We start from the raw sequence: 26,190 nt of genomic DNA, 5'->3' as shown, positions 1-26,190 counted from the left end.
TTGCAGGGGTAAGACGACGGACCTTATAACTGGGGTCCTGTCTTACTCCCCAAACTCTTCAACCTTATCCGGTTCATCACTAAACAAGGTCACATGTCCCATTTTGCGGTTGTGCTTTGCTTCTAGTTTACCATATAAGTGGAGGTGGGCGCTTGGATTTTCTGTCACATATGTTTCAGCAGCCTCGACGTGTTGGCCGAGGACGTTGAGCATGACAGCTGGGGCATGCAATTGGATAGTTGGCAATGGTGTTCCCAGAACACCCAGAATATGAGTATCAAACTGGGAGAAGTCACAGGCTTCGATAGAGTAGTGCCCCGAGTTGTGTGGGCGTGGCGCAATTTCATTGACGATGATGTCGTCAGCGGTCGCAAACATTTCCACGCAAAGAGTTCCAGACAAGTTCAGCTGTTCAGCGATTCGCACTGCCATGGCTTTGGCTTTTTCAGCTAAACTTGCTGAAATACGAGCTGGCACGATAGTCTTAGACAGGATATTGTTGCGGTGGATATTTTCCTGAACGGGGAAAACCGTCACATCCTTACCATTCCCAGACACGATGACTGAAATCTCAAGGTCAAAATTGACGAACTCTTCTAAAACGCAGTCTGCTGAATCGGCTAGGGCGTAGGCTTCTTCCAAATCTGCTTTTGAACGAATGACCTTTTGTCCATGGCCATCGTAGCCACCTGTCGCAGTTTTGAGGACATAGTTTTTAGAAAGGTCAATATCTGCCAAGTCTTTGCTAGAAGTCACGACCTTGTAGGGTGCCACAGTGACTTGAGCCTTGTTTGACAAAAAGTCCTTTTCAAAAATCCGGTTTTGGGAGATGCGAAGCAGGTCTGTTCCTTGTGGGAGCTGTCCTTCTTTGATAACAGCGTCAAGGCCGTCAGCATCGACATTTTCAAATTCATAAGTGAGAACATCACAGCGATCTGCCAACTGACGAAGGGCATCTACGTCGTCGTAAGGGGCCACGATGATTTCCGCCACACGGGAGGCTGGACAATCAGCTGCTGGGTCCAAGGCGATAACCTTGTGTCCCATGTAGATAGCTGAGATCGCCATCATCTGACCAAGCTGACCGCCACCGATGATGCCAATGGTTTTAGTTGAGCTCATTTGTAGACTCCTCTGCGATTTTTCCTTGTTCCTCTGCGAAATCTGCCAACGCTGTCGCAATGGCCTGGTCCTCTACTGAAAGGAGACGGAGGGCAAAGAGGGCCGCGTTAGTCGCACCAGCTTCACCGATGGCCATGGTTGCGACTGGCACTCCACCTGGCATCTGAACGATAGAATAAAGCGAATCCACACCACTAAGAGCACGTGATTTGACGGGCACACCGATGACTGGAAGGGTTGTTTTGGCAGCTACCATCCCTGGCAAGTGAGCAGCGCCACCAGCACCTGCGATGATGACCTTGATGCCACGGCTACGTGCTTCTTCCGCATGTTTGAACATGAGATCCGGCGTCCGGTGTGCGGAAACAACTTTCTTTTCGTAAGCGACGCCAAAGTTGTCGAGGACTTCAGCTGTTTTTTGCATGGTTGCCCAGTCGGATTTTGAGCCCATGATGATGGAAATAATTGGTTTAGTCATAATTTTCCCTTTTCTTTTTTGATAATGCTCTTAGGTGGTGGGGACGGAAGCAAACCTTCGGTTTCATTCCTAAACCTTGAGCCTAAGGTCTCAAAGTTTCCCCCGACCAGTACAGAAACTGTTCTGGTCTTTTCACCACGGCGACCATTATCTTCGTTTAGCTCGCTTTCGCTCGCTCTGTTAATCTTTTATCGCCTTGCTACCGATATCGGTTCGGTAGAACAGGCCTTCTGTGTTTTGTTTGCTGAGTTCGTTGTAGATGATGTTTTGGCCATCTTTGACGGTGTCTGCTGTGGTAACCAGCATGTAAACACGTCCTCCGTTTGAGAGGAGGTCTTGGCCATTTTCAGCGAATTTCGCTCCAGCATAGTAAGTGATGATGACGCCTTCTGTCTTGGCTGGAAGCTTGACACCCTTCTCATAAGCCAGTGGGTAACCGTTTGAGGCGACAACCACGCCCAGTGTCACACCCTTATCCGTCCAAGTGATGGCTGGCTCTTGGCCATCCAAAATGTCCGTGATATTTTGTGCAAAGTCGGATGTTAAACGAGGCAAGATGATTTGCGTTTCAGGATCTCCGAAGCGAGCATTAAACTCGATAACTTTGGGTCCATCAGCTGTCAAGATAAGCCCAGCGTAAAGGACACCAAGATAAGGACGGCCTTCTTTAATCATACCTTCAAGAACCGGCTTGACAATGGTGTCAACCGCTGTGTCAACCACGCTCTGTGGCAAGTGAGGAACCGGCGCATAGGCACCCATTCCGCCAGTGTTAGGGCCCTTGTCACCATCGTAGGCACGTTTGTGGTCCTGTGCCGTTGGCATAATGTAGAATTTATCTCCATTGACAAAGGCAAAGAGAGAAAACTCTTCCCCGTCAAGAAATTCCTCGATGACCACTCGCGCACCTGAATCACCGAATTTATTGTCCAAAAGCATTTCGTGAGCAGCTTCGACGGCTTGCTCAACCGTTTCAGCAACGACGACACCTTTACCTAGGGCCAAACCGTCTGCCTTGACGACGATTGGAGCGCCTTTTCCCTCGATGTAGGCCTTGGCTTCCTCGAAATCTGAAAATGTGCCATAGGCTGCTGTCGGAACGTCGTATTTGACCATGATTTCCTTAGCAAAATCCTTAGACCACTCCAGCTCAGCCGCAGCCTTAGTCGGACCAAATGCTTTGAGTCCTGCCACATTGAAATCATCCACGATACCAGCCGCAAGGGCATCATCTGGACCGATAAAGGTCCAAGCAATATCGTTCGCCTTTGCGAAGTCAATCAGCTTAGAATGTTCGGAAATTCCGATATTGATCAAATCAAGACCGTCTAATCGCATCCCGTCATTACCAGGAGCCACAAAAACCTGCTCAACGTCTCTAGACTCCAACAATTTCTTGGCAATCGCATGCTCACGACCGCCAGATCCAATAACCAAAAGTTTCATTTTGAACCTCTTTTGCGAATTATTTTATTAAATTATATCATAATCGTTCGTTTTATTCTAATGATTTCAGCAACAGTCTCCCATTTTCAGTAGAATCCAAACATTTTTTGCTATTTTCTCCTATTTCTCATTTTTTTCCGAATAGTATAGGTGAGACCTACTAATTGACGAAAAGGAGTATTATGCAAACGATCAAAAAATTTGTAGTCCTGACTTGTGCGGCATGGGGGATGCAAGCCTCTATTGCTCATGCAGATCAAGCGACCAATGCCATCTATGCCGAAAAAGGCAAACTGATGATTCATCTTGGAAACGTCCCAGATAGGTATCAAAAGATCCAAGTCCCCGTCTGGTCTGATCAAAATGGCCAAGATGACCTGATTTGGTATCCTGTGGAGCGCAGTGACAAGGGATTCGACCTACAAGTGCCTTTGACCAACCATTCTGATCAAGCCGGACTTTATCATGTCCATGTCTATGAGGTGGAGGCAAATGAGCAGCTAACCGGACTTTACCCTCTCACGACAAGCGTCCAGCAAAAAGACCTGACTTCCTCCCAGCCCAAGATCACGATCACACCCATCTCCTCACAGGAATTGGAGATAGACCTGAAGTTATTTGAGGATGTAGAGGAGATTGTCTTCCCGATCTGGTCTGAAGAAAATGGACAGGACGATCTGGTCTGGTACCCAGCAAAGAAGGTCGCACCTGGACACTTCCAACTGCGCTTTCAAGCTCAAAAACACAAGGGAAGCGGGCTATTTCACCTACACGTCTATCAGAAAAACCAGGGACAACTAAAAGGGCTATTCCCCACTAGCTTTCAAGTGGAAAAGGCAAAGCCAAAGCTCACGCCACTCGCGACACACCCGGAAAATACCTATCCGATCGGTGAATGTACCTGGGGAGTCAAAGAATTAGCCCCTTGGGCCCACAACTGGTGGGGAAACGGTGGCATGTGGGCGGCTAGTGCACGCGCTGCGGGATTCCGGACAGGAAACACCCCAGAGGTCGGTGCCATCGCCTGTTGGGACAATGGGGGATATGGTCATGTCGCTCTTGTAACAGAGGTCGAACACGAACAAAAAATTCAGATCCAAGAAGCTAACTACAACGGCTATCGCTATATCTACAACTTCCGTGGTTGGTTCGATCCAACCAACCCCATCTGGGGAACGGTCACCTATATCTACCCAGATTAAGGTCTTCTTAACTAGCAGAAAAGGCACCCATCCATTGATGTGTGCCGTTTTTGATTAATGACGAAAGTGACGAACCCCTGTAAAGATCATAGTTAAACCATGTTTATCAGCCACTTCGATTGACTCTTCTCTTGGTCACGGACTGAGCCACTTAGTTAGACCGTCTTTGAAGTCACGGATATTGTTGACTTTTATTTCATGTACTTTTCTAAGCTTATTTGAATTTTTGGCATAATTTGGTGCATGACTTTAAGATTCGTATAGGCTAATGCCATCGCTACGAAAAGATATGCAATGACTGACAGCAGAGAAACACCAGAAGGCCAATAGTGGAAAATAATCATTAAGACAATGGGCAATTCTAGAATTACTGTGACGACCCCGGGAACATAGCCTCTAAATTGCAGACACATGATATAATGGATCATGAAATGAGACGTATATGCTATTACAAATGAGAAATAGAGTAAAGTGTTGTGAGTCATCTGACAAAGCCCCGAAATAAATAGCAAAATGACAAACTCCTCTAAAACACCTACTGCAAAGGCAGAACTCAGTGTAACAGAACCAAAGAATGGTTTCTTAAAAGCTACTAACTTTTGACGATACCGTTTTTTCCACAAGGGCATAAAGATCATTTCTTCAAAATCGTGTAAAATAAATAAAATAGGTAGCATCCAAACATCAAAAAGAATGCTCATCTCTTCACCTCCTTAATAACAACTAACAATTGTACAATGTTAAGCATAAATGATAATCATACATCGCGCGCAACACTTTTAGTATAAAGATAAACTGTTACAAAAACAAGAGTTTCAGTGAAATTGGCACAGTTTGAACAAAAGTGTGACAGGAAAGGAAAACTACCATGGAATATCAAACGCGGCAATGGCTGGAAGAAGCCTTGTTCGATTTATTAGCAACTAAGAAGTCTCTCCAAAATATCAGCATTGCTGAACTCAGCGAGCATGCTCAGATTGCTAGACGAACGTTTTATCGTTATTACCATTCAAAAGAGGAAGTTCTTACGAATTATTTAGACCGCTTAATCCAAGACTATATTATCGAACTTCAGACAGAAAAACTGACTAATTTTGAAGATTTAGTGAACCTTTTCTTTCAGTATTGGAGCCAGTACACTGAACCATTAAAAATTTTGCAAGATGCAAGATTGCAAGCACTTGTTTTACAAAGGTGGTATGATAAGCTTCCTGCTGTTTATACTAGCATAAAGGCACCTTGGCATGTTACAAACAGTAATCAAAGACAAATCACCTATGATAGTAGATTCATAGTTGGCGGTCTCTACAATATTTTTAATGAATGGTTAAAAGGAGATTGTCAGGAAATGCCTGTTAACGAGCTAGTCACTACAGCCTTAAACACCATAAAACGTATGAAGGATAGTTAAGTGAGAAGCTGTTTTTTCAAGATTAGTTACGAACAATTCTCACAAATCGTTTTAATGATTTCTAAAACTAAAACGCTTATTATTTTAGACATACAAAAAGAGAAGACCGCTTGTATCTTCTCTTTTTGTTAGCAATAAATCATTCATCCTAGTTGAGAATGAGCTAATTTTTAAATACCCATTAATGTCTAAAATGTCTTACCCCTGTAAAGATCATGGTTAAACCATGTTTATCAGCCGCTTCGATAGACTCTTGGTCACGGACTGATCCACCTGGCTGGATGATCGCCTTGATACCTGCTTTAGCGATTTCTTCCACGTTATCTGCAAATGGGAAGAAGGCATCTGAAGCAAGAACAGCGCCATCAAGACGGTCTTTAGCTTGATCAATGGCGATGCGGACTGAAGCCACACGGTTAGTTTGACCAGGACCAACACCAAGTGTCATGTGGTCGTTAGTCACAATGATACCGTTTGATTTGACATACTTGATGGCTTTCCAAGCAAACTCAAGAGCTGTCGCTTCTGTCTCAGTTGGTTGGCGTTTGGTCACCACTTGCCAGTCAGCTGGACTTTCTTTCACCACGTCTTGGTTTTGAACGAGGAGACCTCCAACAACACCAGTGTATTCTGCTTCTGCTTCACTAGCATCTTGAGCATCAAATGGCAATTCAAGGATACGCAAGTTTTTCTTCTTAGTAGTCAAGATTTCAAGCGCTTCGTCTGTATAGCTTGGTGCAATGATAATTTCAAGGAAGACACCGTGCATTTTTTGAGCTGTCGCAGCGTCGACTTCACGGTTGAGAACGACGATACCACCGAAAATTGATACTGGATCAGACTCATAAGCGTAGTCCCAGGCTGTTTCGATGTCGTCAGCTTGACCAATTCCACATGGGTTCATGTGTTTGAGAGCCACAACAGTTGGACGGTCTTTGAAATCACGGATGATCCGGATCGCAGCATCAGCGTCACGGATATTGTTAAATGACAATTCTTTACCATTTAGCTGTTTAGCAGATGCAATAGAGTATTCCGTTGGAAGAGCTTTTTGATAGAAGTCTGCGTCTTGTTGAGGGTTTTCACCGTAACGCATTGGTTGCTTAAGGTCATAAGTCAAAGTGAGTTTTTCAGGTTTGCTTTCACCCACTTGAGCTGTGAAGTATGCCGCAATCAAGGCATCATAAGCTGCTGTGTGGCGGAAAACCTTAGCTGCCAAGCGTTGGCGAGTTTCGTAGCTTGTTTCGCCGTTAGCTGACAATTCGTCCAGCACAACAGCATAGTCAGCAGGGTCTACTACAACCGTTACGCTAGCGTGGTTCTTCGCTGCGGAACGAAGCATAGACGGACCACCGATATCGATGTTTTCAACCGCGTCAGCGTAAGTCACGTCTGGTTTGAGAATGGTTTCCTTGAATGGGTAAAGATTTACTACAACAAGGTCGATCAATTCAATCTTATTGTCCTTAGCCGCTTGAAGGTGGCTATCAAGGTCACGACGAGCAAGAAGACCACCGTGGATATTTGGATGGAGAGTCTTCACACGACCGTCCATCATTTCTGGGAAACCAGTCACATCGTCAATGGCAATGGTATCAACCCCAGCATTGTCAAGGGCAACTTTTGTACCACCTGTTGAGATGATATCCCAACCAAGTTTTTTTAGTTCTTGGGCAAATTCAACAATGCCCGCTTTATCTGAAACACTAATTAGTGCGCGTTTAGTCATGTCTTCTCCTATTTGTTTGATTCAAAACTATATACAGCTTCGGAAAAGTTCCGTGTTGAGTTCAATACTTTATAAGAATATTTATGTTGGGGAAAATTTCCATTCGTTGTTCGTGAGACTTTTTCTTGAACAACATAGTATCTTCCACTTCTATTTTTTAATAATATATAAGTATTTTTATTTTGATTATTTACTACTCTTCTTAACTCTGTATAACTGCTATATTCAGATTCTAGAATATATGTTTTAGGAAACAATTCCTCATTAATTGAAGGTACTATGAATATAGTATTAAATAAATTAATAACTGAGGTGATGATATTTACAATTACTAGAGTTCCCAAAATGGGGGACCAACTAACTAATTGAACTAAGGAAGTATTTGGTTTGTAAAATAATATCAACAGAAAAATATAGGGAAAAACATCTATAGCTAGAGATGTAACAATATTAAAAATCCTTATCATTGCAACACCAAATGACCAATTATCCCCTGAAATACTCTTTGTGTATTTCGTTTTCTTTTTAATCTTTTCATCTATGCTATCTAATATCAGAAAAATAAAACCTATTCCAAATAATAGCAATACTGATTTAAAATACAAATCTGTGAGTAGTGATGCTAGATTTCTAAAGTCATCAAATAATAATTTATTAATCGATTTAATTATTTCTTTAAAGTATTGAGGGAATATAGTTGCAATAAATGATAACCAAAATATAAAATATCCAAAATTGATATTATACTTCAAAAGATATTTCTCTATATTTTTGTATAAATTACTAAACATATTATTTTTCTCTTCTCTCCACTCCCAAACGTTCCAAGACTTCTGGATAGAGTTTGTACTCTGTTTCGTGGATGCGCGTCTCGAAAGTATCAAGGGTATCCCCTGCTAGTCGTGGCACACGCACTTGTTTGATGACCTTACCGGTATCCACGCCAGAATCCACCCAATGAATGGTCACGCCAGACTGGTCGACACCAGCATTCCAAGCATCTTCAATGCCATGAGCACCTGGAAATTCTGGAAGGTAAGCAGGGTGAATATTGATGATACGGCCTTCATAAGCTGCTAGCAAAGTTGGACCGACGATTTTCATATAACCCGCTAAGCAAACCAAATCTATCTGGTGTTCATCCAAGAGGTGAACAATCGCTTCTTCGTAAGCTGCTTTATTATCAAATTCCCTGAGTTCAAAGGCATGGCTAGCCACATTAAGATTCTTGGCACGTTCCAAGACATAGGCATCGCGGTGATCTGAAAAGACAAATTCTACTGGAAATTGTTTCGCAATCACCTGAAAGTTTGAGCCGTTGCCAGAGGCAAAAACAGCAATCTTTTTAGCCATTATTTAATCACCACACTTGCGCCATCTTTCTTCACAATTCGACCGATTTCATAAACAGGTTCGTCAAGAAGTTCTTTGACACGTTCCACATTTTCTGGTTTAACCGCAAGCATGAGACCAATACCCATGTTGAAGATTTCAAACATCTCTTCATGTTTGATTTGGCCATATTTTTCAAGGGCTTTGAAGATTGGAAGAACCGGCACTTTGCTTTCATCAATTTCAGCAGCCAAGTCATCTGCGAACATACGAGGCACATTTTCGATGAAACCACCACCTGTGATATGGGCAATTCCATTCACCAATCCTTCTTTGATGAGTGGCAAAGCCGCTTTGACGTAGATACGAGTTGGCTCCAAAAGAACGTCTTTAAGTTTTTTGCCTTCCAATTCTGGGAGAACTTCTTCACCTGTATAATCGGCAAAGACACGACGAACAAGTGAGTAACCATTTGAGTGGATTCCGCTTGAAGCAAGTCCAAGAATCACATCCCCTTCAGCTACTTTTGAACCGTCAATGATTTGAGATTTTTCTGCAACACCGACAGCAAACCCAGCCAAATCATAGTCGTCTTCACCATACATACCAGGCATTTCAGCCGTTTCACCACCAATGAGTGCTGCACCAGCTTGTACACAACCTTCAGCCACACCTGCAACAACTTGTTCTAGTTTGGCTGGTTCATTTTTACCAGTTGCGATATAGTCTAGGAAGTAAAGGGGCTCCGCACCTGCAGCGATGATATCGTTAACACACATAGCAACACAGTCTTGACCGATCGTATCGTGTTTGTCATACTTGATAGCTAGCATGAGCTTGGTTCCAACACCATCTGTTCCTGAGATCAAAACGGGTTCTTTGACACCTGTTTTTGAAAGGTCGAACATGCCACCAAAACCACCAAGAGCTCCCATGACACCAGCACGTTCCGTACGAGCAACGTGTTTCTTGATCCGTTCAACAACCTCATAACCCGCTTCAACATCCACACCAGATTGAGCGTATGCATTCTTATTTGTCATTTTTTAATCCTTTTCTTTTTTTGAGAAAGAGTGCGACGTATTTTTAGATAAACAATTATTTTATCTAAAAATACTAGTCAGGTCTCTAGCTTTGGTCCCATAGGGCAAAGCGTCTACTGACAAATGCTTTAGCTTTTAGTCAGTAGAGAGACGTGTAGCGTAAGCATTTTTATTTGTCATTTGTTTATTCCTTTTCTTTTGCACTGCTCTTAATAGAAAGAAGTATGTTCTTTCAAACTTTCCACATAGCGTTCTTCGTAGTCATACAAAGGTGTTGGATATTTTCCATCAAAGTAAGCCACACAAAGACCGCCGTTCGGGGCATCTGTGTCAATTCCAATAGAATCAATCAAGCCATCGATTGACAAATACGTCAAGCTATCCGCACCAATGATTTCGCGCGTTTCCTCAACTGTATGATTGGCTGCAATCAATTCCTTACGTGTTTGAATATCAATACCGTAGAAACATGGATAAGCCAGAGCTGGACTTCCGATTGCTACGTGAACCTCTGTTGCTCCTGCTTCTTTTAGCAAATTAACGATCCGACGCGAGGTCGTCCCACGTACGATAGAATCATCGATCATGACAACCCGTTTGCCTTTCACGACACCGGATACGGCAGAAAGCTTCATCCGAACCCCTTGCTCCCGTAGTTCTTGTGTTGGTTGGATAAAGGTCCGTTGGGTGTATTGGTTTTTAATCAAGCCCATTTCATTTGGTAGGCCAGATTCTTCCGCAAATCCCATGGCTGCACTAAGTGAAGAGTTAGGTACACCGACCACAATATCTGCTTCATGTTTAAATTCACGTGCCAATTGAGCCCCCATACGTTTACGGGCTGTATGGACATTCACGCCTTGAATATTGGAGTCCGGACGGGCAAAGTAGATATACTCCATCGAGCAAACAGCCAATTGGGTATCAGTTGTATAGTTATCGTAAGTAATGCCATTATCATCAATGATCACGACTTCACCTGGATTCACATCGCGGATCCACTCAGCACCAACCACTTCAAAAGCACAGGTTTCAGAGGAAACTACGATTGCGCCATTGGCCATTTTCCCAATCGAAAGAGGACGGAAACCATTTGGATCCAAGGCCGCAATCAGCTTATCTTCCAGCATGAGAAGGTAAGCAAATCCACCTTTCACCGTATTCAAGGCTTCTTTCACCTTACCCATGAAGGATGGGTTGTGGCTCCGACGAATCAAGTGCGCCAAGATTTCTGAATCAGAAGTTGAGCTAAAGATGGCTCCGTTATTTTCTAACTCCCGTTTGAGGGACTTGGCATTGGTCAAATTCCCGTTGTGAGCAAGTCCAAACTGGGTATCATGAAAGCGAAAGAGGAAGGGCTGGATGTTATCCACCGAAGCTTCCCCAGCTGTCGCATAGCGAACATGTCCAATCGCTCCCGTCCCTGTTAACTTATCCAAGTTAGCAGGATTCCGAAATACTTCTGAGAGAAGACCCGTATCACGATACCGTTTTAATTGACCCGCATCATTCGAAAGGATCCCCGCCCCTTCTTGACCACGGTGTTGAAGACTGTGTAATCCGAAATAAGTCAGTTTTGCAGCATCTGGGTGTCCCCAGATCCCAAAAATACCACATTCTTCATTAAGAGATTTAACTTCGTATGTCATTTTGTATACCTTTTATTTTCCAGTAAAGTATTTAACCGCTGACGCAAAGAGGTGTTGATCTTTATTTCCTGGAATATTTTGGAAGAGACCGTCTTCGAAACGTTCTGAGTGACCCATCTTCCCAATGATTTGACCGTTCTTACTTGTGATACCTTCAATAGCATTAACAGATCCGTTAGGATTGTATTTAGAATCCATGCTTGGTTTACCTTCGAAGTCAACATATTGGGTAAAGATTTGACCATTGTCACGAAGCTCTGCAAATTCTTCAGCTGTCACGACAAACTTTCCTTCACCGTGTGATACTGGGATGGCATGGATATCACCAACTTTCACGCCTGCAAGCCATGGTGAGTTCGTGTTGGCAATCCGTGTTTCAACCATCTTAGCCACGTGTTGGTTGGCATCATTGTAGAAGAGGGTTGGACTCGTGCTGCTCGCATCTTCAAAGTTACCGTATGGAAGAAGACCTGATTTGACGAGGGCCTGGAATCCATTACAGATACCGATAATCAAACCACCACGTTCGATGAAGTGATCAATCGCTGCACGTACTTTTTCATTGAGCAAGATGTTCACGATAAATTTAGCTGATCCATCTGGTTCATCCGCTGCTGAGAAGCCACCTGCAAAGAAGATAATATTAGCTTTTTCGATGTTGTCAACCATAGTGTCAACGGACTTGACAATTGCTTCTTCATTCAGCGTGACAAATGGTACCAAGTTAACTGTTGCACCTTCTTTTTCAAAGGCCTTAGCTGAATCGTACTCAGAGTTCGTACCCGGGAATACTGGGATGTAAACCACTGGTGTCTCAACTGTTTCTTTAGCTTTGATAACAGCATCTGATGCCACAGCGGGTACTTCTTCCAACTCAGTTGCTTGTGCAAATTCCGTCGGATAAACCTCTTCCAATTTACCTTGGAAGGCACTGTCAAGTTTGTGTCCATCAAGCGTTACACCATTGACAGTAAGTGTAAAGTCAGCTTCTGTTTGTCCAATCTTGGCAACACCTGCAATTTCTTCAGGAGATGTGAAGATGAATCCGCCCAATTGGGCTGTCAAGCTGGTGTCAAGGTCAGCTAATTCGACGTTAGCACCGATATGGTTCCCAAATGTTGCAAGGGCAAGAGCTTCAACCACACCACCGTATTTGACAGCGGATCCAGATGTGACTTTGTGAGTTGCTTGGATAGCTTCAAATTGAGTAAAGTTAGACTTGATAAGATCAAAGTCAATTTCTTGTGCTAAAGCTTGACCTGGAATATAGTAAATATTTTCACCAGCAGCCTTAAATTCTGGAGAAAGGACCTTACGGCTATCTGCAGTTGTGACACCAAAAGCAACCAAGGTTGGTGGTACTGTTAATTCTTCAAAGGTACCAGACATAGAGTCCTTCCCACCGATAGATGGCAACCCAAGTTGAATTTGAGCTTCAATGGACCCAAGAAGAGCTGCTACTGGTTGACCAAAACGCTCTGCTTGTTTATCCATCCGCTCGAAGTACTCTTGGTAAGAGAAACGAGCCTTAGACCAGTTTGCACCAGCAGCAACCAAACGAGCAGTTGCTTCGATGACCGCATAAGCCGCACCATGATATGGAGACCATTCTGCTACATAAGGGTTGAACCCTTGCGCCATGACAGAGGCAGTTGTTGTCACGCCATGTTGAACTGGCAATTTCTGTACAGAAGCTTCCGTTGGTGTGATTTGGTAGCGACCACCAAGTGGGTGATTGACTGTAGAACGACCAACTGAGCTATCGAAGATGGTTTGTAACCCTTTTTGACTAGCATGGTTCAGATCAGCCAAGACTTCAAGCGTATCCGCTTCAAGGGTTTCGGCAGATGTTTGACGTTCTTCTGGAAGATTGACATCCTTGTCAACCACCTTGGCATCTACAACGACACGCACACCGTTTGTATCAAGGAAACGACGTTCCAAATCAACGATGGTTTCCCCATTCCAGTGCATGACAAGATTTGGTTTTTCAGTTACTGTCGCAACGACAACCGCATCAATATTTTCTTTATTACATGCTGCAACGAAGGCGTCTACATCTTCTGGACGAACTACAACGGCCATCCGTTCTTGAGATTCAGAGATGGCAATTTCGGTACCGTTCAAACCTTGGTATTTCAATGGCACTTTGTCTAGATCAATTTCAAGTCCATCAGCCAATTCACCAATCGCTACACAGACGCCACCAGCACCAAAGTCATTTGATTTCTTGATCAGACGAGTCACATCACCATTACGGAAAAGACGTTGAATCTTCCGTTCTTCGATGGCATTCCCTTTTTGAACCTCAGCACCAGCTGTTTCAACAGATTCAACCGTTTGAACTTTAGAAGAACCTGTCGCACCACCGACACCGTCACGTCCAGTCTTACCACCGAGCAAGATAATCACATCACCTGCTTCAGGTTTTTCACGGACAACATTTTCCTTAGGAGCCGCACCGACAACAGCACCTAGCTCCATACGCTTAGCAACAAAACCTGGGTGGAAGTATTCACGAACATAAGTTGTTGCAAGACCAATTTGGTTCCCATATGAAGAATAACCGTGAGCTGCTGTTTTAGAAATCACTTGTTGTGGTAATTTACCAGCACGAGTTTCAGCAATTGGTGTTGTAATATCCCCAGCACCTGAGATACGCATGGCTTGGTAAACATAGGAACGACCTGACAATGGGTCACGAATGGCCCCACCGATACAAGTAGCCGCACCACCAAATGGTTCGATCTCCGTTGGGTGGTTGTGGGTTTCGTTCTTGAACATGAGAAGCCATGGCTCTTTCACACCATTGACATCCACTTCAATTTCAACAGAGCAGGCATTGATTTCATCAGACACTTCCATGTCGTCCAAACGACCATTGACACGCTCATAACGACCAAAAATAGTCGCCATATCCATCAAGGTTTGAGGTTTTTCGGTACGTCCCAACTCATCACGCATGGCAATATACTTGTCATAAGTCGCTTGCAATTGTTTTTCAAATTTAGAAGCTGAGAAGTCGATGTTTTTCAACTCAGTCTCGAAAGTGGTGTGACGACAGTGGTCAGACCAGTAAGTATCCAACACCTTCAACTCAGTCTCAGTTGGCACACGACCAATAGACTTGAAGTAATCTTGAATGAAGAGAAGGTCATCCACTTCCATTGCCAATCCTTGCTCTGCCTTATACTTAGCAAAATCTTCTGCCGTATAAGTTTCAAAGAAATCCAAACTTGGAATGGTCTTGTCAGACTCAGAGAAATCCTGTTTCGCAATGCCAACAGTGATGTCTTTGAAACGAGAATCCACTGGGTTCAAGAGGTAGTTTTTAACAGCTTCCAACTCACTCGCATCAATATCCTTGTTAACCAAGTAAAGTTGCGCTGTGTTCACCGTTACATCATTTGAACTACCAAGCAAAAGCAAAGCTTCCTGTGAAGATGCCGCACGTTGGTCAAATTGACCAGGCAAACTTTCGATCGCAAAGAAAGCATGCTTCTCAAGATCAGCCTGAACCGCAGCTTCATCCAAAACAGTATCGGTCACTTGCTCAGAGAAGATATGTTTTTCCGCACGCGCAAACAAGTCCTCTGCCAAACCAAAAACATCGTAAACCTGAACAATCCGAAGATCCTTCAAGGTTTTCAACTGAAGATTATGCTGTAATTCTTTTACTAAAGAGTCCGATTTCACACGAAAATCAGCTTTTTTCTCAACGAAAATACGTTTATCCATTTTATTTCCTTTATCTATTTCTACTTAAAGATTGTAGTGAAGACCAAGTATTCTATTTGTAAAAGGCTACTTCAATCCTTGCAATTTTTCCAATACAACTTCATAAACATCTGTCAAGCTACCAAGATCACGACGGAGTGAAAAGGTCTAGTAGACCTTTTCAGCCTGAGTCCTTTTACTTGAAAGACGAAGGTTTTCCGTTTCAAAAAGATTACTTCAACCCTTGCAATTTTTCCAATACAACTTCATAAACATCTGTCAAACTGCCCAAGTCCCTACGGAAAACATCCTTGTCCATATGGTGCCCTTCAGCATCCCAAAGGCGGCAGTTATCTGGTGAAAATTCATCTGCCAAGATGATCTTACCATCCTTATCAAAGCCAAATTCCAATTTGAAATCAATCAAACGAAGACCAATTTGTGCAAACCAATCTTTCAGCAATTCATTGATACGACGCGTTTCTTCCTTGATATAGGCAATTTGTTCGTCGTTAGCAATATCCAAAAACTTCACATGCTCGTCATTGATAAATGGGTCATCCAAATTATCGTTCTTATAGTAAAATTCAACGATTGGAGTTTTTAAGTCCAAACCTTCTTCAACGCCAAACCGTTTTGAGAAAGAGCCCGCAGTCACGTTACGAAGAACAACCTCCAAAGGAATAATTTTCACTTTCTTGTTTAGTTGTTCAGTATCAGAAATACGTTCGATAAAGTGAGTAGCTACTCCCGCAGCATTCAATTTTTCAAAAATAAGAGACGAAATCTGATTATTTAGCACACCTTTTCCCTTAATAGTCTCCTTACGAGCCCCATTTAGCATGGTTGCCTGGTCCTTATAGACCGACTTAATCACATTTTCGTCCTCAGTAGTATAGATATCCTTAGCTTTTCCAGTATAAATTAGTTGATTGGTCATGACTTTGTTCGCCTTTCGTATTTTATCACCTTCATTCTATCACATACAAAGTGGATTTTCAATAAATTTCCGTACAATATAGGCAGAAACCGAATGAAAAGGACAGAAAAAAAGATCATCCAGAACAATCTCTGAACGATCCCTTTTCAACTAGTTACTAGCAGTTCGTTTTTCGATATAGTCAACGACATCTCCTACCGTGTTAAAATCATCAATAGCCTTGTCTGGAATCTCCAATTGGTATTCATCCTCAAGATTGATAATAAATTCCATCAATTCAACAGAGTCGGCTTGTAAATCCTTGCGCAAATCTGATTTCAAAGAAACTTGGAAATCAGGTCCCTTGCGGTCTTTGAGAAATTCCTCAATTGTAGCTAAAATTTCGTTTTGTTTACTCATACATTATCCTTCCTTCGATAATTCCTTCACTGATTTTCCAACAACATCTGTCTCTAACATAGTCCGAATCTGACGAATGGTACTATAGACTGCTTTTGCATCACTCGAACCATGCGTTTTAACAACAGGTGCTTGAAGGCCAAATAAAACCGCTCCTCCAACATCTGAGAAATCCAAGGTTTGTTTCAATGATTTCAACCGGTCCTTGAGGAGAAAAGCTCCTAGTTTCGCCTTCCAGTTTCCAGTAGCAATTGCTTGTTTCAGTTGCTTCAAGATTCCAAAAGCTGTTCCTTCCATCGTTTTCAAGACAGCGTTTCCCGTGAAACCATCCGCCACAACAACATCAGCAACACCATCCATCAAATCACGCGCTTCCACATTTCCAACAAAATGAATCGACGCATCCTCAGATAACAATTGGTAAGTTTCCTTGCGCAAAGGATCTCCCTTACTAGCTTCTGTCCCATTGTTCAATAGACCCACACGTGGTTTTTGAATCCCACGAACGTTTTCCGCATAGTAAGACCCCATCACAGCATACTGATGCAAGTGCTCTGGTGTATTTTCCGCATTAGCACCTAAGTCCAACATGTCATACCCGCGACCATCAACCGTCGGAAGTGTGGACATCAAGCCAGGGCGTTCCACCCCTTTGATACGGCCAACGATAAAGAAGCCTGCTGCCAACAAAGCACCTGTATTTCCTGCAGAAAGCATGGCATCCATCTCACCAGCCTTCACATCTTTAGCAGCCAAGACCATAGAGGCCTGTTTCTTCCGACGAATAGCACGTGCCGGCTCATCATCTGAATCGATTTTTTCTTCCGTATGAACAATCGATACACGCTCTGTTGCTGTTAAATAGTTTTTGATTTTTGCCTCATCACCATACAAGACAATCTCAATATCATCAAAATCACGAATGGCTTGATTCACGCCTTCTACCAAGGCTTGAGGTGCATTATCGCCCCCCATTGCATCTACTGCAATTTTTTTCATGTTTCACCTCCAGATGAATCTTTCATAATCGCTCCCCAATCACTTAAGGAATCGATAAACTTTTTAGCTTTTAAATGGATCCCTACATACTCCTCATACAACTGATCAATTGCCTGACGTAGCGCTGCTTTCATCTCCGCTTGTAGAGAAATCGTCTCTAGCTCACTGAATCGCACTGCTTGAAACTGATCCAATAAATAGAGAACATTTGGATTCCAGTGAGCGCGTCTCTCATCCTGATCATAATGATCCGGACAAAGGACCCCACTATACCGAAAGGAATAGTCAAAAGGAAGACCAACCCGATGGCAGAAACAGCATTCATGCAGGTTCAAGACAACCCCAAATCGCGAAAGGATCTGAATCTCAAAAATATTGGTCAAAACCTCATAATCCAAGCCTTCTTCCATCAAAGACAGGGTCTTTTCCAAAAAAGCAAACAAGGCCGGATCCACCTGATTATCCTGAATACTGGCATCTGCAAGCGCCAGAACATAGGTCGCATAAGAAAGGGCAAAAAGATCTGCATTGATTTTCTTATAAACCTGCACATCTTGAAAATCATCGATATAACTCAGCCCATCATCATTGATTTTCAGCAACATATCCGCCGTTACCAAGGGTTGTAACATGGGATTCAATCGTGATTTTCCCGCATGTTTCACAAAAAACATCCGCTTGCCCGACTTCTCCGTGAAGATCTTGACCAATTTATCATCCTCACGAAACTCCCGATTATACAGCACAATGCCCCGGGTCTCAATTGACTCCAGCATGTTCTTCCATATACTCCTTCAAGCGTCTCATAGCTTCCTTTATAACCTCCATGCTGGCTGCATACGACAAGCGCACATAGCCTTCGCCATATTGACCAAAAGCAGCCCCAGGAATAAAGGCAACCGCTTTTTCACGCGCAAAATCTTGTAAGAAAGCAAAGGAATCCTGATTGTAACCAGCTGGGATTTTAGCAAAAATATAGAAAGCCCCGTCTGGCTTAATCATCTCAAACCCAAGCGCGGACATCTTTTCGATAATATAATCGCGACGCTTCACATATTCCTTCTTCATCGGCTCTGCATCATCCCGACCTTCCGTCAAAGCTTCAATCGCAGCATACTGGTTCATCGTTCCAGCAGCCGTTACCAAATACTGATGACTCTTGATGATTTGAGCCGTCAATACAGCCGGAGCAAAGATAAAGCCAAGTCGCCAGCCTGTCATGGCATGAGACTTAGATAAACCATTAATGACAATGGTCTGCTCAGGAATGAAGGATGCCATAGAGACATGCGCTTCTCCAGTATAAGTTAGCTCTGAATAAACTTCGTCACAAATCACAAAGACTTCATGCTTTTTTAGGACAGCAGCCAATTCTGCCATCTGTTCGCGCGAATAAGTGACACCCGTTGGATTAGCTGGATAATTGAGAATAACAGCCTTCAATTTTTCACCCTGCTCTAGAATAGCCTTTTCCAACTTTTCAGGAGTCAAGACAAAACGATCTGCTGTCGTATCAATTTCAACAACATCCGCCCCAACCAAATTCACAATCGGTTCATAACCAGGATAAGCTGGCGCTGGGAGTAGCACTACATCCCCAGGTTCCAAGATCGCTGTCAAGGTGGCAGATAGGGCTTCAGTCGCACCAATCGTCACCAATATCTCATCCTCAGGACGGTAGTGAATACCATATTTATCAGCCACAAACTGACTTGCAGCCTCACGCAAAGCCAGTAAACCACTCATCCCAGTGTAATGGCTAAAATTCGCATCAATTGCAGCCTTTCCTGCTTCTTTTACATGTTCAGGAGTTGTAAAATCCGGTTCCCCCAACGTCAAACGCAAGACACCAGGAATGGAAGAAATTGATTGATCGAACTGACGAATCAAAGAAACTTCAATCCGATTCAGATTTTTATTAAAACGTTTCGTTAAATCCATAGAACACCTCCAAAAACACTTATATTCATTATACTATAAATAGGACCCCATCGCAAAAGAACAAACCAGATCCCCATCTTTTGTTCACCATCAAAGGACATTTCAACATTCCTTCCATATAAAAAAGACTTAGCAATGCTAAGTCTTTCAAGACATTATTGTTGACCACGTGTTGCTACATATTTCAATTGATCAGCATGTTTCGCCACAAAATCCTTCATTTCTGAATCAGGAATTTGACGAAGGTAGAGGTTAGAACGAATGGTTTCATCCTCTTCACGACAAGTTGACAATACTAAATACTTATCAGATGCTTTGATCTTGATGTTAGGATTCTTCGTACGAGCTGACTCATAGATATTCTTCAACTGAGTAGTGAAATCTTTATCATCTGTAAAGCTTGTACGGTAGAAAGCAGTGTCCTCTGGAACAATGACCAAGCCCATCGCTTCATAGTAGTATTTCCGCTCTGGTGTCTCAATCACGACATATGGATGTTGGTCAAAATACTCTTGTTTGTCGTAGTAGTTGACATCGTTAAACATGCGGTGATCGCCGACCTGACTTCCACGAGCATGACCAAACAGCCAAGTCAAACGATCACTGAAGTCTTTCTTGTTATCCATATCCATGAAGACTGTCCCCATGTATGGCTCATTCCCACCATCAAACGTCTTATTCAAATAAGTTTCATTATCAGTAGTTTGTACAACAGGTTCATCCAACTCAGTACCTGGTGCGTAGACATAAGCAATTGCTTCAGGGTTAACAGCTGTTAACTGAGCAAAACGATTTTTCAAGTAATCTTTTTCTTCTTGACTTGGTTCATATTTAGTTTCTTGCTTGGTTGAACTTGTTCCAGTTGTCTTTTTAGCTGTGCTAGATGACTTAGTTCCTCCAAAAGGATTAAAGAAAATAAATCCAGCTACAAGTACAACAACTGCAACAAGAGCAGCAATCATAACACCTAATTTATTTGAAGCTTTATTTCCAGCTCTTTTCATTCAATTGATCTCCTCTTGATGATTTTTTCTAAAAAATAACACTGAACCCGAAGGTCCAGTGATATTTTACGAGCTAATTAATAATCAAATTATTTAACTGCGCTTGTTTTTGGAAGAGCTTTACCAGCTTGTTTTGAACCAGCTTTACCAGCTTCTGCTTTTTTAGCTGCTTCTTCTGCTTTTTTAGCTTCTTCTTGAGATTTAGCTTGTTCAGCTTTAGCTTGTTCTGGAGTAAGTCCATGTTCTTTCAAGTAACGAGCATTCTTTTGTTCTGGAGTTTCGTTCAAGATGTAGTAATTACCTTCTGCTTTTTTAGCTGAATTTTGAACTTTTTGGAATTGTTGTACATATTTGTTACGTACGTTCAAGAATGCAGTGTTGAATGCTGCATCATAAGCTGCTTTGATTTCACCATACTTGTGGCTTCCACCTTCAACTGCATCCAAAGCTGCTTTAGCTGCTACTACATCTGGATCTTGAGCTGCTTCAGCCATGATCTCTGGCATGTGACCGTTAAGGTATTCTTCAACTGTACGAGCACTTACAAATTCTGATTGGTTTTCGTATGCTTCACGTGAATCGAAAGCACCTGGAGTGTTAGCTCCACCGTTTACTGATGGGTTATCGTTTGCGAATGCTGGTGCTGCTGCTGCAAATACTGCAAGAGCTGCTACTGATGATAATAAAACTTTTTTCATTGTTTTATCTCCTTTTTTCTTTTCAAAAATTATTCGTTACTTCGTAACTATGACTAGTATACTAGGATATTCTTCCCATGTCAAGGCTTTTTCTTTAAATTTTTTAAAAAAGTTTAAGGTTTTGACCTATTTGAAAGATGAAATTACGTATTCGTAACATTTCTAAACGAACCCTATTTTACCACTTCATTTTTGGGTAATCGTTTCTTGGGCAAACTAGGATCCACCTTTGCTTCTAGTTCTTTAGCTGCTTGAACTAGTTTTTTCCGATCCTTTTCTTTTTTTAGATCTTTCCACCATTTTCTGATTTCCATTTGTATTTCCTCCTAAACAAAAGAGGCTGTTTTTCAGCCTCCTTATTGTTAACATTTTTTGGCATTTCCGATTTCAAACAGAGGTGAAAGAGGACGATTTTCATGAATGCGAACAATGGCCTCAGCAAGAAGTTTCGCAATCGAAATTTGCTCAATCTTATCAATCAAGCGATCTTCCGGTAGATAAATCGTATCCAATACCACCAACTTCTTAATGGCTGATTTTTGAATGTTGTCCATCGCTGGGCCTGATAAAACAGGATGGGTACAGCTCGCATAAACTTCAACAGCACCTGCTTCTGCAAGGGCATCCGCCGCATGACAGATTGTACCAGCTGTATCAATCATATCATCAATCAAAATACAAGTTTTACCTTCAACACTCCCAATGATATTCATCACTTCACTCGTATTCATCTTATCGACACTCCGGCGTTTATCAATAATCGCAATCGGAGTCTTCAAAAATTCAGCCAATTTCCGAGCACGAGTCACACCACCATGGTCTGGACTGACAACAACATAATCTTTTCCAATCATCCCGCGACGTTCGAAATAGTCTGCGATCAAAGGCGCACCCATTAAGTGGTCAACAGGAATATCAAAGAAACCTTGAATTTGAGCAGCGTGCAAATCAATTGTCAATAGACGATCAACTCCAGCAACCTCAAGCATATTTGCTACCAACTTAGAAGTGATTGGTTCACGAGCCCGAGCTTTCCTGTCTTGACGAGCATAGCCGTAATACGGCATCACCACATTAATAGATTGCGCACTAGCCCGTTTCAACGCATCTACCATAATCAAAATTTCCATAAGATTATCATTAACCGGTGAGCTAGTGGATTGCAAAATATAAACATCTTTCCCACGGATTGATTCTTCAATATTAACCTGAATTTCTCCATCAGAAAATTGACGAACCGTTGACTTTCCAAGCGGTAGTCCCATTTCACGAGACACACGTTGAGCCAATTCTTGATTTGACGACAAAGCAAAGAGCATTAAATCAGAAAATGACATGATTTCCTCCAGTAAAATCTAAAAACCATATTGTACAGTCAGCACAAATTTCTCCTGTAAACATTTTATCGCTTTTTAAGCAAATATTCAAATATTAATTTATGGAAAATACAAAATCCGGCTCTACCGACACTATTTCAAAAAAAGAAGCAGAACAACTGTCCTGCTTCATGGTGATTCTTAGTTTGGATAGATATAAGTTACAGTACCTTGAGCTGTTGTTGGGTTGAACCAACCACGGTAATTTCCAATACTACGGATACCGTTATAGTTAGATTCAGAAACTTGGATACTTGTTGTAGATTGAACAGCTGTTACGACTGCTACGTGACCATATCCACCATCATTCCAACATGCAATAGCACCAACTTGTGGTTGAGATCCTGTACGGAATCCAGCAGCCGCTGCACTTGCAGCCCATTGACCGCCGTTGCCCCAGTAATCGCCAGCCCATGGAGCCAATGTCTTCGCACCCCATGTACATTCACCAACTGGATAAGATGATGCAGATGTACTATAAGTTGGACGAGAAACAGTTGCTACTGGAGCTGCTGTTGCTTGAGTTTGAACAGCAGGTTGAGCTGCTGCTGATGTTTGTGCTGCCGCTGGTGTTGCAGCAGGTGTTTGAGCTGCTGCCTGAACTTGTGCTTGAAGTGTAGTATTTGCAGAAGCTTTCACAGCTGCTTGTTGTTCCTTTTGTTTTGCACGGTAAGCTGCTTCGGCTGCTGCAGCCGCAGCTGCAGCTTTTTCAGCTTCAGCTTTCTGTTGCAACAAAGCGTTCTTTTCGTTTTCAGCAGTTGTTTTTTCAGCTGCCAAATTCAATTGTGCCACTTTCAACTCAGCTTCTTTAGTTGACAAAGCTTGCGCATCATCTTCTAATTGCTGTTTGTTTGCAATAACAGTATTGATAGCGTCGTTGTTTTCTTTTTGTTTTTGTGCAATGTCTTCTTTATCACGTTTTTGCTCTTGCAACATTTTGTTGTTAGCATCTGCAATTTCATTCATAGCAGAAATACGTGAGATAGCTTCTGTCAAAGATCCAGAGCTAACAATCGCATTAATATAGCTTGTTGCAGTTCCAGTTGTTTGAGCACTACGTGCTTGATTTGCAAGTGATTCTTGACGAGCAACAATATTTTTTGACAACTCATCGATCTCAGCTGACAATCGTTCAGATTCTTCATTCAAACGGTCATTTTCAGCTTGAAGATTTTCTTGTTGTTGTTTAATTTCAGATACTTGACCTTGGATTTGATCTACTTGAGCTTGTGCACTTTGTTGTTGTTGATTAATACTATTGATTTTGTTATCTTGAGCAGCAATCTTATCATCTGTTGAGTCAGCTGATACACCTGCTACAACAGCACCTTGTGATAAAGCAACTGTACTCAATAAGATTGTGGCAAATAATTTTTTCTTCATTAGATAAATTTTCCCTTTCTAATAAGACACTAACTAGTATAACAAATTTTTTAAAAATTTATATTACGCTATTGTTACATTTTTATTTCGAGTTTATAAATAAATCTTTTCAAGTAAAGGCTGTAATACGATCATTAGAACCACATTCAAAATTAAACTAGGCGCAATTTGATAGATAATTAGAGTAATCCAATTGAATTTTATACCAACAAAAATAACCAGAAGAAGATTGGTTGAAATCTGAAATATTAGAATCGTTAATAAAAATGTAAAAAAACGAGTCAATCGATTGACCAAAATAACCTGATTACACCGATAAAAAATCACCTGTAACAAAGGAAAGACTAGGAAGGCAATTCCTATAGTGTGTAAAAAATACACATCGAAACAAAAACCAAAGAGGATTCCCAACCAAATACTAGCTATCTCCGAGAAATAGAGGCTCAGTAACATAAAACCATATAGAAATAAAAATGAAGTAGGTTCAAAGGAGTTTGGACTGAAACGAGAAATAAGAAAAGAGATTTGCCCATCAACAAATAAAGATATAAACAAGAATAAAGGAAAAAAATGGTACTTACGTATTACTTTCACACTACTCTCCAATCAATAGTACATAACGATTGACATCTAAATTAGCCTTTGGTTTCACACGAATTTCTTGCCCTAACTGATCAGATACCTTTTGAGTGGAAGTCACAGTCCCAAGAGGTAAGTCACTACTCTTGTATTTCCCTAAGCCACTTGTTGAAACGAGTGTTCCTTTTTTAATTTCAATTGGATCTCCAATTTGCAACAACCGAAACTCACCCGTCTTCTCGTCATAACCATTTAATAAAGCAAAAATAGATTGACCTTGACTCTCAATTTTAAACGTCAGGTGTTTTGAAGAAATAGTATCTTCCACCAATAATTTTACATTACTAGAATTTTTCTCAGTACTATCTACTACACCAATGACCCCGCCAGATGAGAGAACAAACATGGAATCAGTAATTCCATCTAAACTACCTTTATCAATTACAAATTCCTGATCCCAAGAACTATAATTACGGTCAATAATCTCACTAACAACATGTTTAGAACCATATGCAGAATTTTTGATTGACATCAAGTCTTTCAATTCCTTATTTTCTGATTCCAAACGACTAAGTTTTGACTGGTCAATATCCTTTTGATAAAGACGTGATTTCAAAGAAAGATTTTCATCACTCAATTCAGATAAATTCTTAAAATCATTTGCCTTAGATGACACAAGAACAAATGGTACCGATACAGCCTTATCAACAATAGCTAATAGATCAGAAGATTTTAAAACAATTGAAGTTCTAACAGATGGAAAAAGAAATAAAATTCCTGAAACAGTCAAAACAAACACCAAACTAAAAACTTTTAAGAAACGATTCAAGAACATAGAAAAAACCCTCAAAAATATAAAAAATAGTTTGAGATAATATCTCAAACTTCGAAATTATACGGAGAATGGGGGATTCGAACCCCCGCGCCAGTTACCCGACCTAACGATTTAGCAAACCGTCCTCTTCAGCCTCTTGAGTAATTCTCCAAAATGGGCACGAGTGGACTCGAACCACCGACCTCACGCTTATCAGGCGTGCGCTCTAACCACCTGAGCTACGCGCCCAAGTTAAAAACTTGGTAATGAACTAATGTTCAAAGCGGGTGACGAGAATCGAACTCGCGACAACAGCTTGGAAGGCTGTAGTTTTACCACTAAACTACACCCGCTTATTAATAAAAGTAATGGCGCGAGACGGAATCGAACCGCCGACACATGGAGCTTCAATCCATTGCTCTACCAACTGAGCTACCGAGCCAAATTGCGGGAGCAGGATTTGAACCTACGACCTTCGGGTTATGAGCCCGACGAGCTACCGAGCTGCTCCATCCCGCGCTAATTTTAAAAAAAGGAGGATGTGGGATTCGAACCCACGCACGCTTTTACACGCCTGACGGTTTTCAAGACCGTTCCCTTCAGCCGGACTTGGGTAATCCTCCAATATTACAATGGACCTTGTAGGACTTGAACCTACGACCACTCGGTTATGAGCCGAGAGCTCTAACCAGCTGAGCTAAAGGTCCAACAAGATCAACAATATAGCGGCGAAGGGGATCGAACCCCCGACCTCCCGGGTATGAACCGGACGCTCTAGCCAGCTGAGCTACACCGCCATAATATCGGGAAGACAGGATTCGAACCTGCGACACCTTGGTCCCAAACCAAGTACTCTACCAAGCTGAGCTACTTCCCGATCTAAAGCTTACGCTTTATGCACCCTAGAGGAGTCGAACCTCTAACCGCC

General features: G+C 42.1%; 24 protein-coding genes, 9 tRNA genes and 1 pseudogene. 2 read left to right on the top strand and 32 right to left on the bottom strand.

Going from position 1 to position 26,190, the window contains the following annotated elements; translation table 11 throughout:
* Positions 1–42: 42 nt before the first annotated feature.
* The 3 genes from purK to purD all read right to left on the bottom strand — a co-directional run bounded on the left by purK (position 43) and on the right by purD (position 3,046).
* Positions 43–1,122 (bottom strand): 5-(carboxyamino)imidazole ribonucleotide synthase, encoded by a 1,080-nt coding sequence (gene purK, locus ACVC7Q_RS07845; RefSeq protein ID WP_447265462.1) that lies wholly within the window; start codon positions 1,120–1,122, stop codon positions 43–45.
* The gene (gene purE / locus ACVC7Q_RS07840; protein WP_447265461.1) at positions 1,109–1,600 is read right to left on the bottom strand and encodes a 5-(carboxyamino)imidazole ribonucleotide mutase; all 492 of its coding nucleotides are present in this window, start codon (positions 1,598–1,600) and stop codon (positions 1,109–1,111) included. Before purE ends, purK begins: the two co-directional genes overlap by 14 nt.
* Positions 1,601–1,780: 180 nt before the next feature.
* Positions 1,781–3,046, bottom strand: a complete 1,266-nt coding sequence (purD, locus tag ACVC7Q_RS07835) for a phosphoribosylamine--glycine ligase (RefSeq protein WP_447265460.1) — start codon at positions 3,044–3,046, stop codon at positions 1,781–1,783.
* A gap of 182 nt (positions 3,047–3,228) precedes the next feature.
* Between purD and ACVC7Q_RS07830 the strand changes: the two genes are divergently transcribed.
* On the top strand, positions 3,229–4,248 hold the full coding sequence (locus tag ACVC7Q_RS07830) for a GBS Bsp-like repeat-containing protein (RefSeq protein ID WP_447265459.1): 1,020 nt from the start codon (positions 3,229–3,231) through the stop codon (positions 4,246–4,248).
* Positions 4,249–4,302: 54 nt separating this feature from the next.
* On the opposite strand, the pseudogene ACVC7Q_RS07825 reads toward ACVC7Q_RS07830, so the two are convergent.
* Together ACVC7Q_RS07825 and ACVC7Q_RS07820 are read right to left on the bottom strand one after the other, a co-directional pair.
* Positions 4,303–4,377 (bottom strand): annotated as a pseudogene (locus ACVC7Q_RS07825) (IMP cyclohydrolase); the annotation flags it as partial.
* Positions 4,378–4,439: 62 nt separating this feature from the next.
* A complete protein-coding gene (locus tag ACVC7Q_RS07820; protein ID WP_447265458.1) occupies positions 4,440–4,949 on the bottom strand; it encodes an HXXEE domain-containing protein in 510 nt (169 codons plus the stop codon).
* Positions 4,950–5,116: 167 nt separating this feature from the next.
* Here ACVC7Q_RS07820 and ACVC7Q_RS07815 point away from each other — a divergent pair, with 167 nt between their 5' ends.
* Positions 5,117–5,659 carry a TetR/AcrR family transcriptional regulator gene (locus ACVC7Q_RS07815; RefSeq protein ID WP_447265457.1) on the top strand — a complete coding sequence of 181 codons (543 nt, stop codon included), beginning with the start codon at positions 5,117–5,119 and terminating at the stop codon, positions 5,657–5,659.
* A 181-nt stretch (positions 5,660–5,840) separates the two neighbouring features.
* Here the strand turns inward: ACVC7Q_RS07815 and purH are convergent, their stop codons facing one another.
* From purH to ACVC7Q_RS07680, 27 genes are all read right to left on the bottom strand, one after another.
* On the bottom strand, positions 5,841–7,388 hold the full coding sequence (gene purH, locus ACVC7Q_RS07810) for a bifunctional phosphoribosylaminoimidazolecarboxamide formyltransferase/IMP cyclohydrolase (RefSeq protein ID WP_447265456.1): 1,548 nt from the start codon (positions 7,386–7,388) through the stop codon (positions 5,841–5,843).
* Positions 7,389–7,396: 8 nt separating this feature from the next.
* Complete coding sequence (locus ACVC7Q_RS07805) at positions 7,397–8,179, bottom strand: hypothetical protein (RefSeq protein WP_447265455.1); 783 nt, start codon at positions 8,177–8,179, stop codon at positions 7,397–7,399.
* 1 nt (position 8,180) lies between these two features.
* On the bottom strand, positions 8,181–8,741 hold the full coding sequence (purN, locus tag ACVC7Q_RS07800) for a phosphoribosylglycinamide formyltransferase (protein WP_447265454.1): 561 nt from the start codon (positions 8,739–8,741) through the stop codon (positions 8,181–8,183).
* On the bottom strand, positions 8,741–9,763 hold the full coding sequence (purM, locus tag ACVC7Q_RS07795) for a phosphoribosylformylglycinamidine cyclo-ligase (protein WP_447265453.1): 1,023 nt from the start codon (positions 9,761–9,763) through the stop codon (positions 8,741–8,743). Before purM ends, purN begins: the two co-directional genes overlap by 1 nt.
* Positions 9,764–9,972: 209 nt before the next feature.
* The gene (gene purF / locus ACVC7Q_RS07790; protein WP_049475214.1) at positions 9,973–11,412 is read right to left on the bottom strand and encodes an amidophosphoribosyltransferase; all 1,440 of its coding nucleotides are present in this window, start codon (positions 11,410–11,412) and stop codon (positions 9,973–9,975) included.
* A gap of 12 nt (positions 11,413–11,424) precedes the next feature.
* Positions 11,425–15,150: a phosphoribosylformylglycinamidine synthase gene (locus ACVC7Q_RS07785; protein ID WP_447265452.1), complete on the bottom strand. Its 3,726-nt coding sequence runs from the start codon at positions 15,148–15,150 to the stop codon at positions 11,425–11,427.
* A 211-nt stretch (positions 15,151–15,361) separates the two neighbouring features.
* Positions 15,362–16,069, bottom strand: a complete 708-nt coding sequence (purC, locus tag ACVC7Q_RS07780; protein ID WP_447265451.1) for a phosphoribosylaminoimidazolesuccinocarboxamide synthase — start codon at positions 16,067–16,069, stop codon at positions 15,362–15,364.
* 150 nt (positions 16,070–16,219) lie between these two features.
* On the bottom strand, positions 16,220–16,468 hold the full coding sequence (locus ACVC7Q_RS07775; protein ID WP_023920024.1) for a phosphopantetheine-binding protein: 249 nt from the start codon (positions 16,466–16,468) through the stop codon (positions 16,220–16,222).
* A gap of 3 nt (positions 16,469–16,471) precedes the next feature.
* The gene (gene plsX / locus ACVC7Q_RS07770; protein ID WP_447265450.1) at positions 16,472–17,467 is read right to left on the bottom strand and encodes a phosphate acyltransferase PlsX; all 996 of its coding nucleotides are present in this window, start codon (positions 17,465–17,467) and stop codon (positions 16,472–16,474) included.
* The gene (gene recO / locus ACVC7Q_RS07765; RefSeq protein WP_447265449.1) at positions 17,464–18,243 is read right to left on the bottom strand and encodes a DNA repair protein RecO; all 780 of its coding nucleotides are present in this window, start codon (positions 18,241–18,243) and stop codon (positions 17,464–17,466) included. The genes plsX and recO overlap by 4 nt, the downstream gene beginning before the upstream one ends.
* Positions 18,227–19,408: a pyridoxal phosphate-dependent aminotransferase gene (locus ACVC7Q_RS07760; RefSeq protein ID WP_447265448.1), complete on the bottom strand. Its 1,182-nt coding sequence runs from the start codon at positions 19,406–19,408 to the stop codon at positions 18,227–18,229. The genes recO and ACVC7Q_RS07760 overlap by 17 nt, the downstream gene beginning before the upstream one ends.
* 155 nt (positions 19,409–19,563) lie before the next feature.
* Positions 19,564–20,412 carry a class B sortase, LPKTxAVK-specific gene (srtB, locus tag ACVC7Q_RS07755; RefSeq protein ID WP_447265447.1) on the bottom strand — a complete coding sequence of 283 codons (849 nt, stop codon included), beginning with the start codon at positions 20,410–20,412 and terminating at the stop codon, positions 19,564–19,566.
* An 89-nt stretch (positions 20,413–20,501) separates the two neighbouring features.
* The gene (gene abpA / locus ACVC7Q_RS07750) at positions 20,502–21,110 is read right to left on the bottom strand and encodes an amylase-binding adhesin AbpA (RefSeq protein ID WP_447265446.1); all 609 of its coding nucleotides are present in this window, start codon (positions 21,108–21,110) and stop codon (positions 20,502–20,504) included.
* Between the two features lie 173 nt (positions 21,111–21,283).
* The gene (locus tag ACVC7Q_RS07745; protein ID WP_447265445.1) at positions 21,284–21,424 is read right to left on the bottom strand and encodes a hypothetical protein; all 141 of its coding nucleotides are present in this window, start codon (positions 21,422–21,424) and stop codon (positions 21,284–21,286) included.
* A gap of 48 nt (positions 21,425–21,472) precedes the next feature.
* Complete coding sequence (locus ACVC7Q_RS07740; protein ID WP_021154183.1) at positions 21,473–22,447, bottom strand: ribose-phosphate diphosphokinase; 975 nt, start codon at positions 22,445–22,447, stop codon at positions 21,473–21,475.
* 180 nt (positions 22,448–22,627) lie between these two features.
* Entirely contained in the window at positions 22,628–23,869 is a 1,242-nt protein-coding gene (gene pcsB, locus ACVC7Q_RS07735; RefSeq protein ID WP_447265444.1) for a peptidoglycan hydrolase PcsB, read from the bottom strand.
* Positions 23,870–23,962: 93 nt separating this feature from the next.
* Positions 23,963–24,463 carry a rod shape-determining protein MreD gene (gene mreD / locus ACVC7Q_RS07730; RefSeq protein WP_447265443.1) on the bottom strand — a complete coding sequence of 167 codons (501 nt, stop codon included), beginning with the start codon at positions 24,461–24,463 and terminating at the stop codon, positions 23,963–23,965.
* A gap of 1 nt (position 24,464) precedes the next feature.
* Positions 24,465–25,283, bottom strand: a complete 819-nt coding sequence (mreC, locus tag ACVC7Q_RS07725) for a rod shape-determining protein MreC (RefSeq protein WP_447265442.1) — start codon at positions 25,281–25,283, stop codon at positions 24,465–24,467.
* Positions 25,284–25,345: 62 nt separating this feature from the next.
* Positions 25,346–25,433, bottom strand: a tRNA-Ser gene (locus tag ACVC7Q_RS07720).
* 4 nt (positions 25,434–25,437) lie between these two features.
* Positions 25,438–25,511, bottom strand: a tRNA-Ile gene (locus tag ACVC7Q_RS07715).
* A 33-nt stretch (positions 25,512–25,544) separates the two neighbouring features.
* Positions 25,545–25,615 (bottom strand) — tRNA-Gly (locus ACVC7Q_RS07710).
* Positions 25,616–25,631: 16 nt separating this feature from the next.
* Positions 25,632–25,704 (bottom strand) — tRNA-Phe (locus tag ACVC7Q_RS07705).
* A gap of 3 nt (positions 25,705–25,707) precedes the next feature.
* A tRNA-Met gene (locus tag ACVC7Q_RS07700) sits at positions 25,708–25,781 on the bottom strand.
* Positions 25,782–25,795: 14 nt separating this feature from the next.
* Positions 25,796–25,885: transfer RNA gene (locus ACVC7Q_RS07695), tRNA-Ser, on the bottom strand.
* Between the two features lie 10 nt (positions 25,886–25,895).
* Positions 25,896–25,969: transfer RNA gene (locus ACVC7Q_RS07690), tRNA-Ile, on the bottom strand.
* A 16-nt stretch (positions 25,970–25,985) separates the two neighbouring features.
* Positions 25,986–26,059 (bottom strand) — tRNA-Met (locus ACVC7Q_RS07685).
* A gap of 6 nt (positions 26,060–26,065) precedes the next feature.
* Positions 26,066–26,139: transfer RNA gene (locus ACVC7Q_RS07680), tRNA-Pro, on the bottom strand.
* Positions 26,140–26,190 lie beyond the last annotated feature (51 nt).

This window comes from Streptococcus sp. W151 (assembly GCF_053010205.1).
The sequence above is the reverse complement of the archived record's forward strand: the minus strand, read 5'-3'. Positions and strand labels throughout refer to the sequence as shown.